This is a genomic window from Mumia sp. (genome assembly GCF_028803055.1).
In the GTDB taxonomy this organism is placed as follows: domain Bacteria; phylum Actinomycetota; class Actinomycetes; order Propionibacteriales; family Nocardioidaceae; genus Mumia.
The window spans coordinates 1-9022 of record NZ_JARBCJ010000092.1 but is presented as its reverse complement, the minus strand read 5'-3'; the positions used below and the strand labels follow the sequence as shown (position 1 = coordinate 9022).

Sequence of the window (9022 nt, the reverse complement as noted above, 5' to 3'; positions counted from 1 at the left end):
GACCCCGAGGCCGGGGAGCCCGCCGAGGAGCGCGGCGTGGGCTGCGCGGGGGTTCCGCCGCGGGGCGTCGACGCCCGGTTCGTCACCGCGATCCGCGAGCTGATCGTCGAGCGGGCGGCCCTGGCGCGCGACGAGGAGCCCGAGCAGAGCGTGGTGGGTGAGCTGCCGCCGAGCTGGACGGTCTGCCCCGCCGGCTGCTGTGCGAACCTCCGCGACCCGCAGCGTCCGGCCCTGCTCGGCTCGGACTCGTGACGCGCCCGTCCGGGGAGGTCCTTGCCACGCTGGCCCTGACCGCCTCGCGCGCCGCGGCGGCGTACGCCCGCACCGCCCGTCCGGCGGGACGGGTCGAGGTCGCCGCGACCAAGTCGAGCCCGACCGATCCCGTCACGGAGATCGATCGCGCGACCGAGCGACTCATCCGTGACCACATCGCGGCCGACCGGCCTGGCGACACCATCCTGGGCGAGGAGGGCGGGGAGGCCCTCGCTGGCGAGACGGGCCCGGCAGGAGACACCGGAGTGCGGTGGATCGTCGACCCGATCGACGGCACGGTCAACTTCGTCTACGGCCTGCCCCAGTCCGCCGTCGCGGTCGCTGCGGAGATCGACGGGGTCGTCGAGGCGGCCTGCGTGATCGACATCACCACCGGGCACGAGTACACCGCCGTGCGGGGCGAGGGTGCCTACCTCCGGGAGAGCCCGGCGCGGCCTTCGGTCCGACTGAGGTCGGTGGCCCCTCCTTCGGCGTCCCAGGCGCTCGTGGCGACCGGGTTCAACTACGTCCCGGAGGTCCGGGCCCGTCAGGCGAGCGCGGTGGCGCGGATGCTGCTGGAGATCCGTGACATCCGTCGCATGGGATCGGCCGCGCTCGACCTGTGCGCGCTCGCTGCCGGACGGTTCGACGCCTACGTCGAGCAGGGTCTGGCTCCCTGGGACATCGCCGCGGGTGGCCTGATCGCCCGGGAATCCGGGGTTGTCGTCTCCGGTCTCGACGGGCCGCCGGACGCGCGGCTCGTCGTGGCCGCACCGGAAGCCTTCGCTGAGGAATTTATGCGGCTCGTCCGCGCTTGTGGCTTTTGAGTTGGGTCGCGCTGATCCGTGTGGCACAATCTGCGCGGCCTGCACGTTATTGAAATGGGATGAATCCGGCCGCTCGGAGGCCCGGATGTGAGAGTCGAAGAGGAGGGTTCATGGCGACTGATTACGACGCTCCTCGGAAGACCGAAGAAGAGCAGTCGGAAGACAGCATCGAAGAGCTCAAGGCCCGCCGCCACGAGAAGAACTCGGGCAAGGTGGACGAGGACGAGGTCGAGGCCGCGGAGTCGTTCGAGCTCCCCGGTGCAGATCTGTCCCACGAGGAGCTCTCGGTCCAGGTTCTTCCGAAGCAGTCGGACGAGTTCACCTGCAGCTCGTGCTTCCTGGTGCACCACCGCAGCCAGCTCGCCCGCGAGAAGGGCAAGCAGCTGATCTGCGTCGACTGCGCCTGAGGCAGTCGCTCGCCGGCATCACGACAGGCTGCCGGCAGCGTCGATGCATGCGAACGACAACGCCCCCGCACCGCACCAGCGGTCGGGGGCGTCGCCGTACCCAGGGGACTGTGCTGCCTCAGGACCTCAGGCCTTGGGGCGCTTCACACCGGGCGGGAGATCTCCGGTCGAGCGCACCCAGTAGTTGACCGCCTGGCGGTTGAGGACCACCTTGATGAGGCCGGCACTCGCCCCTGCCAGGACCGCCCAGGCCACGGCCTCGCGGGTCGCCATCGCCGGATCACGCGACATGTCGTCGGTGGGAGGCTTGCGACCGGTCGCGGCACGCCAGACGAGGGCGGCCGCCTGGGTGGCGATGACACCGGCGGCCACGGTCGCCGTGCGGTCCAGCAGCTTCCAGGCCGCCTTGCCCGACCCCTTCTTGGACTTCTTGCCCTTGGCGGTCGGGGCCTTCTTCGTGCTGCGCGCCACGGTCTTCCTTCCCTTCGTCACGGTCGTACGGAGCCGTCTGGCCCACACGTTATCCGTTCGTCACGGGTCGCAGGTCCGGGCGTGGCGGGTCCGCGCGTCAGCCGCGGGCGCGACGTGCGCTGAGCGCGTCGGCGAGCTCGTGAGGGTGGCGGGTGCCGATCAACCAGTACGGAGTGGGGTCGCGCGAGTCGGTCACCTGGACCTGGACTGCGGTGGCGATGTAGGGCCGGAGGAGGAAGAACGCGCGGGCGTCGGCCTGAGGGCCGTGCAGCGCGCGGGTCTGGGCGGCGTCGAGGGCGGTGACCTCGCCGCAGTAGACCAGCGGCAGGCGAGCCGCCCCGGCGCGCAGGTGGACGTTGGAGACCTCGACGACGGCCCGGCCGTACTGGACGAGACCCGCCGCGACGGCGGCCCCGGCGACCGCGCCCGCGCCGAGCGCCACCCACATCGGCGTGGCGAGCACGAAGATCCACCAGACGATCACGGTGAGGCCGGCACCGGCCAGCCACCACGAGACCGGGACGCTGAGATACTCGCGGTACGACGGCGCGTCGGCCTCACGGGTCATGCCCCCAGGTTGCCATGCCCGCACGGGCGGTCCGCCCGGTAGGGTCCTCGTTCATGCTCGAGGTGATGCTGACCCGTCTGGACCCGTCGATCCCGCTGCCGTCCTACGCCCATCCCGGGGACGCGGGGGCAGACCTCTGCACGACCGTCGACCTGACGCTCCAGCCGGGAGAACGCGCGCTCGTCCCGACGGGGATCGCGATCGCTGTCCCGGTCGGGTACGTGGCGCTCGTGCACCCTCGCTCGGGACTCGCCGCCCGGGCAGGACTGTCCATCGTGAACGCTCCGGGGACCGTCGACGCGGGGTACCGTGGCGAGATCAAGGTGTGCCTGGTCAACCTCGACCAGAGCGAGGCCATCGTGCTCGCTCGGGGCGACCGGATCGCCCAGCTGGTGCTCCAGAAGGTCGAGCAGGCGGAGTTCCGTGTCGTCGACGCCCTCCCCGAGTCGGCACGGGGTGACGGGGGGTACGGTTCGACGGGCGGGTTCGCCGTGGCCTCGGGGTCGTGACGACGACCGGGCACGCGAGGAGCCGACCAAGCAGACAGACGAGAGGAGCGCGGTGATGTTCGGTCGTCGCAAGAAGGCGCAGGGCGACGCCGCCGCGGAGTCCGCCGAGGTTTCCGAGGCGACCGCGCAGCCGCAGGAGCCCACGTCCGAGACGCCGGAGGAACCGGAGACGGCCGTTCCGGCCTACGACCGGTCGTCCGGACCATGGGACGCCTCCGAGCGGGAGGTTCCCGAGGACGACCCCACCTACGTCGATGTCGGCGCGATGATCGTGCACGGCCGCGTGGGGCTCGACATCCAGATTCCGACCGACCCCGAGTCCGGTGTCGCCACGTCCGTCGTGGCGATGGGGGAGGGCAGCGCGGTCGAGCTGCGGGCCTTCGCCGCGCCCCGCCACGCGGGGCTCTGGGACGAGATCCGCCCCGAGATCGTCGCCGAGGTCGAGCGTGTCGGCGGCAAGGTCGAGGAGGTCGACTCGTCGTTCGGTCGCGAGCTGCGGGTCGAGGTGCCGGTGCAGGCGCCCGACGGCCGCCAAGGCGTCCAGGCCAGCCGCATCATCGGTGTGGACGGTCCGCGATGGCTGCTGCGTGCCACCTTCATGGGCACGTTGGGCGAGACGTCCGATCCGGACAGCCTCCTCGAGCAGACCGTCCGCGACCTGATCATCGTCCGGGGTGACGTCCCGATGCCCCCTCGTGAGCAGATCCCCGTGGTCGTCCCCGCGGGTGCCGTCCGTGCCGAGTCGCCGACCCGCGAGGCCTGAGGCGAGGCGGCGCGACCGCGCGCGGCCTACGCTGGGACCATGACGAGCACCACCGGCACACTGTGGAGCCGCGCGCGTGAGCGGATGAGCGGCTTCGCCGAGCGCGCGGACGACGCCGAGCTGCGCGTGGAGGCCGTCGAGGCGGGGTGCCTGCCCCTGTGCGACCAGCGCGCGGGCGATGTCGTCACCGCCCACGGCGAGCTGCGTACGGTCACCTTCCGTCCCCAGTCGGAGTCCCGGGCGCTCGAGGCGGTGCTCTACGACGGCTCCGGCTCCCTGACCCTCGTCTGGCTCGGCCGCAAGCGGGTGCCCGGCATCGAGGTCGGGCGCGTGCTGACGGCGACCGGACGGTTAGGTCTGCGCGAGGGTAGCCGTGTCATCTACAACCCCCGATACGAGCTGAGTCGATGACCGGTCAGACCGCGGGACCCGCCGAGCGTCCCGATGCCCACGTCACCGTCGAGCAGGTCGTGCGGGCGCAGCTCGCCAAGGCGCTCGGTGGCGTCCGAGGCATGCTCGAGGCCGCGGTGCCGACCATCGGCTTCACGGCGAGCTGGCTCATCACCCGCGACCTCAAGCTGGCGCTCGGGATCAGTGTCGGCCTCGCGGTCGTGCTGCTGGTCGCCCGCGTGGTCCAGCGCAGCACCACGCAGTTCGTCCTCAACTCGCTGTTCGGGATCGGCATCGCCGCGATCTTCGCGCTCCGCTCCGGCGAGGCGCGAGACGCCTTCCTGCCGGGCGTCATCTACAACGGCGCGTACGGCGCGGTGCTCCTGCTCACCGTCGTCGTCGGGTGGCCGCTGGTCGGCTTCCTCGTCGGCAGCGTCACGGGCGATCCCACCGCCTGGCACCGCGACCGTGCGCTGACGCGGCTCTGCTCGCGTCTCACGCTGATCCTCGCGATCCCGTGCCTCTTGCGCGTCGCGGTGCAGTACCCGCTGTGGGTCGGCGACCACGTGGCGCTGCTCGGCACCGCCAAGATCGTGATGGGGTGGCCGCTCCAGCTCGCTGCGCTCGGCGCGATGGCGTACCTGCTCGGCCGCAACCACACGCCCACCGCCGATCCCGAGGCGGCCGGCAAGCTCTTGTCGCGCGAGGCGCTCGAGATCCAGCCGAAGCTCCAGCCGCGCGACTGACCGTCACCCCTCGCCCGGGTCGCCCTGGTGCTCGCTGGGCGCGAGCAGGTGCTCGAGAGCGCGCTCGGAGTCGATCGCCGCGACGAACAGCAGCTCGTCGCCGCTCTCGAGGCTGCGGTCGGGCTCGGGCACCTGCACGCTCTTGCTCCGAAGGATCGCCACCAGCACCGCGTCGCGCGGCCACGGGACGTCGCCGACCCGGACCCCGACGTACGGGGAGTCCTCGGGCATGGTCAGCTCGACGAGGCTGGCGTTGGACCCGCGCAGGGAGAACAGACGCACGAGGTCGCCGACGGTCACCGCCTCTTCGACCAGGGCGGACATCATCCGCGGCGTCGAGACCGCGATGTCGACTCCCCACGACCCGCTGAAGAGCCACTCGTTGTCGGGGTGGTTCACGCGGGCGACCGTGCGGTCCACGCCGAACTCCGTCTTGGCGAGCAGGGACACGACGAGGTTGGCCTTGTCGTCGCCCGTCGCGGCGATGACCACGTCGAACTGCTCGAGCTGCGCGGTCTCCAGCGCCGAGAGCTCGCACGCGTCGGCGAGGATCCACTCGGCCTCGGGGACCGCGTGCGAGCGGATCGCTCGCGGGTTGCGGTCGATGAGGAGGATCTCGTGCCCGTTCTCCAGGAGCTCGGTGGCGACCGAGCGTCCGACGGCACCGGCACCGGCGATGGCGACCTTCATGACTCGTCCTCTCGGGGGCCCAGCTCGAGGGCGCTGAAGACGTCCGCAGAGTCGGGGATGGCAGAGAACAGCTGGACGACGTCACCGTCCTGGAGGACCGTGGCGCCGGTCGGGATCAGCCCTTTGCCGAAGCGCGCGAGACTCGCGACCCGCCCTCCGGTGGCCTTCTCGAGGGCGTCGACGGTCCGGCCGACCCACTTCGCCTGCACGGGGACCTGGTCGGCGCGCACCTCGCCGCTGGGGTCGCGGTAGACGGGGTCGTGGCCCGCAGGCAGCAGGCGACGGAGCACCGGGTCGGCGGCCCAGGTGACGGTCGCGACCGTGGGGACGCCGAGGCGCTCGTAGACCTCGGCGCGTCCGGGGTCGTAGATGCGGGCGACGATGGTGTCGACGCCGAACTGCTCGCGGGCGACGCGTGCCGAGATGATGTTGGAGTTGTCGCCGGACGACACGGCGGCGAAGGCGTGCGCCCGCTCGATCCCGGCTCGTTGCAGGACGTCGCGGTCGAAGCCGAGGCCCGTCACGGTCAGACCCGAGAACGAGGGCCCGAGGCGGCGGAACGCGTCGGCGTCGCTGTCGATGACGGCCAGCGAGTGACCGCGCTCTTCGAGGCGCTGCGCGAGGGTCGAGCCGACGCGGCCGCACCCCATGATGACGATGTGCACGCGACGACGCTACACCGCGCGGGCGGGGCCGAGCGCAGGCCGGGAGGGACAGGTCTACGATCCTCAGAGTGGGGATGGCCGAGCTGGGCAAGCGCATGTTCCTCGGGCGCAAGCTGCGCAGTACGCAGCTCGACGAGACGTTGCTTCCAAAGCGCATCGCGCTGCCCGTCTTCGCGAGCGACGCGCTGTCCTCGGTGGCGTACGCGCCGGACGAGATCTTCCTCGTCCTGTCGATGGGCGGGCTGTCTGCGTACGCGTTCAACTGGAAGATCGGCCTCGCCGTCGCGGTGGTGATGCTGACGGTGGTCGCGTCCTATCGGCAGAACGTCCGTGCCTACCCCAGCGGTGGCGGCGACTACGAGGTGGCGACGGTCAACCTGGGGCCGCGCGCGGGCGTGACGGTGGCCTCGGCGCTGATGGTGGACTACGTCCTCACCGTGGCGGTCTCGATCTCCTCGGGCGTCCAGAACGCCACCGCGGCGCTGCCCTGGCTCAACGGGCACGAGGCGCTGGCGGCGTCGGTGCTGGTGCTCCTCCTCATCGCGGTCAACCTGCGCGGACTGCGCGAGTCGGGGGCCGCCTTCGCGATCCCGTCCTACCTCTTCATGGCCTCGATCATCGGCATGGCGCTGTGGGGCTTCGCCCGCTACGCCCTCGGTGACCTCCCCAAGGTCGCGAGCGCAGACCTCGAGCTCGCCGCGGAGGAGCCGTACCTCGGGGCGGTCTCGGCGGTCGCGATGACGTTCCTGGTCGCCCGTGCGTTCTCGTCGGGCTGCGCGGCGCTGACCGGTGTCGAGGCGATCAGCAACGGCGTCCCCGCGTTCCGCCGACCGAAGAGCAAGAACGCCGCGACCACCCTCGCGCTGCTCGGCGTCATCTCGGTCACGATGCTGATGAGCATCGTCGTGCTCGCCGACCTGACCCATCTGCGATTCGCCGAGGACCCCGCGACGCAGCTGACCCGCGACGGCGTGCCGGTCGGCGACTCCTACGTCCAGGACACGGTGATCGGTCAGCTGGCGGCGGCGGTGTACGACAACGCGCAGCCGCTCTTCTACCTCACGGTCGCCACGACCGGCATCATCCTGGTCCTCGCCGCGAACACGGCGTTCAACGGGTTCCCCGTGCTCGGCTCGGTGCTCGCGCGCGACGGACACCTCCCGCGGCAGCTCGACACCCGTGGCGACCGGCTCTCGTTCAGCAACGGCATCGTGCTCCTGGGGCTCGCCGCGATCGTCCTGATCCTGGCCTTCGACGCCCAGGTGACCCGCCTGATCCAGCTCTACATCGTCGGCGTCTTCGTCTCGTTCACCCTCAGCCAGCTGGGCATGCTCCGGCACTGGGGCCGGCATCTCCGGACCGAGACCGATCCCGCCGAGCGGCGCCGGATGAAGCGGTCGCGCTCGGTCAACATGTTCGGGCTGGCGATGACGGCCACCGTGCTCGTGATCGTCCTCGTCACCAAGTTCTTCGCCGGAGCGTGGATCGCGATCTCGGCGATGGTGGTGCTCTACGTCCTCATGCGCGGCATCCGGCGCCACTACGACGAGGTGGCCGACGAGCTCGCGATCGAGGAGTCCGACGTGACCCTGCCGTCGCGCGTGCACGCGATCGTGCTCGTGGGTCGCCTCCACAAGCCGGTCATGCGTGCGCTCGCCTACGCGCGGGTCTCACGGCCCGACGCGCTGGAGGCGATCACCGTCGACCTGGACCCTGCTGCGACCACGCGGCTCACCGAGCAGTGGGACGCCCTTGACATCCCCGTGCCGCTGGTCGTCATCGGGTCGCCGTACCGCGAGCTGGTCCGGCCGGTGATCAAGTACGTCAAGGAGCTGCGCCGGGCGAGCCCGCGCGACATCGTCATGGTCTACGTCCCCGAGTACGTGGTCGGCCGGTGGTACGAGCAGATCCTCCACAACCAGACCGCGCTCCGGCTCAAGAGCCGCCTGCTGTTCACCCCCGGCGTGGTCGTGACGAGCGTGCCCTACCTCCTGCAGTCGGCCAAGCAGCGCGGTCCGGAGCGCGTACGCCCCGTGCCGGGCGAGGTGCGCCAGGGACGGACCTTCAACGAGCGCCGGAAGCCGTGACCTGGGCGGCATGCGTCACCCTGGAGGCATGAGCACCCAGGCAGACGCGACCGACGACCTGACCGGGACCCGGGTGGAGCTCGACATCGGGGCGGTCGCTCACGGCGGGCACTGCGTCGCCCGGTGGGACGGCCGCGTGGTGTTCGTCCGGCACACCCTGCCCGGCGAGCGGGTGGTCGCAGAGATCACCGAGGGCGCCGCGGGCGCGAGATTCCTCCGCGCGGACGCGGTGGAGGTCCTCGAGGCGGCGCCGGGGCGGGTCGAGCCCAGGTGTCCGGTGTCCGGGCCGGGCCTGTGCGGTGGGTGCGACTTCCAGCACGTGGACCTCGGTGTCCAGCGCGATTTGCTGGGCGCCGTCGTGAGCGAGCAGCTGAGCCGGCTGGCCGGCATCGAGCGGGATGTCGTGGTCCGTCCGCCGTTGTCCGACACCGCCGCCGACGGACTCGGGTGGCGGACTCGCGTGACGTTCGCCGCCGATCCTCACGGGCACCTCGGACTGCGCAAGCACCGCTCGCACGAGGTGATCCCGCTCGATGACTGCCCGATCGCGTCCCCTGCCCTGCCGCGGGTGCTCGACACCCCGTGGCCGGCGTCGCGGGTGACAGCGGTGGCCGGGTCCACTGGCGACAGGTTCGTGGCGGCGTACG

Annotated in this window: 12 protein-coding genes and 1 pseudogene; 9 read left to right on the top strand and 4 right to left on the bottom strand. The window is 71.5% G+C overall.

Annotated elements, in window-relative coordinates; translation table 11 throughout:
* The 3 genes and pseudogenes from PV363_RS10365 to PV363_RS10355 all read left to right on the top strand — a co-directional run.
* Nucleotides 1-252, top strand: a pseudogene (locus tag PV363_RS10365) (ferrochelatase); the annotation flags it as partial.
* Entirely contained in the window at nt 249-1079 is an 831-nt protein-coding gene (locus PV363_RS10360; protein ID WP_220341516.1) for an inositol monophosphatase family protein, read from the top strand. The pseudogene PV363_RS10365 and the gene PV363_RS10360, both read left to right, overlap by 4 nt.
* Before the next feature lie 110 nt (nt 1080-1189).
* Complete coding sequence (locus PV363_RS10355) at nt 1190-1486, top strand: DUF4193 domain-containing protein (RefSeq protein ID WP_220341517.1); 297 nt, start codon at nt 1190-1192, stop codon at nt 1484-1486.
* A gap of 126 nt (nt 1487-1612) precedes the next feature.
* On the opposite strand, the gene PV363_RS10350 is transcribed toward PV363_RS10355, so the two are convergent.
* Complete coding sequence (locus tag PV363_RS10350) at nt 1613-1957, bottom strand: DUF4235 domain-containing protein (RefSeq protein WP_220341518.1); 345 nt, start codon at nt 1955-1957, stop codon at nt 1613-1615.
* Nucleotides 1958-2054: 97 nt separating this feature from the next.
* On the bottom strand, nt 2055-2525 hold the full coding sequence (locus tag PV363_RS10345) for a DUF3093 domain-containing protein (protein ID WP_220341519.1): 471 nt from the start codon (nt 2523-2525) through the stop codon (nt 2055-2057).
* 53 nt (nt 2526-2578) lie between these two features.
* Here PV363_RS10345 and dut point away from each other — a divergent pair, with 53 nt between their 5' ends.
* From dut to PV363_RS10325, 4 genes are read left to right on the top strand one after another with little or no spacing between them, the layout of a single operon-like run.
* Nucleotides 2579-3034, top strand: a complete 456-nt coding sequence (gene dut / locus PV363_RS10340) for a dUTP diphosphatase (RefSeq protein ID WP_301022282.1) — start codon at nt 2579-2581, stop codon at nt 3032-3034.
* A gap of 55 nt (nt 3035-3089) precedes the next feature.
* The gene (locus PV363_RS10335; protein WP_301022281.1) at nt 3090-3797 is read left to right on the top strand and encodes a DUF3710 domain-containing protein; all 708 of its coding nucleotides are present in this window, start codon (nt 3090-3092) and stop codon (nt 3795-3797) included.
* Between the two features lie 39 nt (nt 3798-3836).
* Entirely contained in the window at nt 3837-4208 is a 372-nt protein-coding gene (locus PV363_RS10330; RefSeq protein ID WP_220341522.1) for an OB-fold nucleic acid binding domain-containing protein, read from the top strand.
* Nucleotides 4205-4933 carry a DUF3159 domain-containing protein gene (locus tag PV363_RS10325; protein WP_220341523.1) on the top strand — a complete coding sequence of 243 codons (729 nt, stop codon included), beginning with the start codon at nt 4205-4207 and terminating at the stop codon, nt 4931-4933. The genes PV363_RS10330 and PV363_RS10325 overlap by 4 nt, the downstream gene beginning before the upstream one ends.
* Before the next feature lie 3 nt (nt 4934-4936).
* Here the strand turns inward: PV363_RS10325 and PV363_RS10320 are convergent, their stop codons facing one another.
* Nucleotides 4937-5623, bottom strand: coding sequence for a TrkA family potassium uptake protein (locus PV363_RS10320; protein WP_301022280.1), 687 nt, complete (start codon nt 5621-5623; stop codon nt 4937-4939).
* On the bottom strand, nt 5620-6288 hold the full coding sequence (locus PV363_RS10315; protein WP_301022279.1) for a TrkA family potassium uptake protein: 669 nt from the start codon (nt 6286-6288) through the stop codon (nt 5620-5622). Before PV363_RS10315 ends, PV363_RS10320 begins: the two co-directional genes overlap by 4 nt.
* 74 nt (nt 6289-6362) lie before the next feature.
* On the opposite strand from PV363_RS10315, the gene PV363_RS10310 reads away from it, so the two are divergent.
* Both PV363_RS10310 and PV363_RS10305 read left to right on the top strand, forming a co-directional pair.
* On the top strand, nt 6363-8375 hold the full coding sequence (locus PV363_RS10310) for an APC family permease (RefSeq protein WP_220342485.1): 2013 nt from the start codon (nt 6363-6365) through the stop codon (nt 8373-8375).
* Between the two features lie 28 nt (nt 8376-8403).
* Nucleotides 8404-9022 (top strand): TRAM domain-containing protein (locus PV363_RS10305; protein WP_301022278.1); only part of this gene is annotated, 619 nt, incomplete at its 3' end.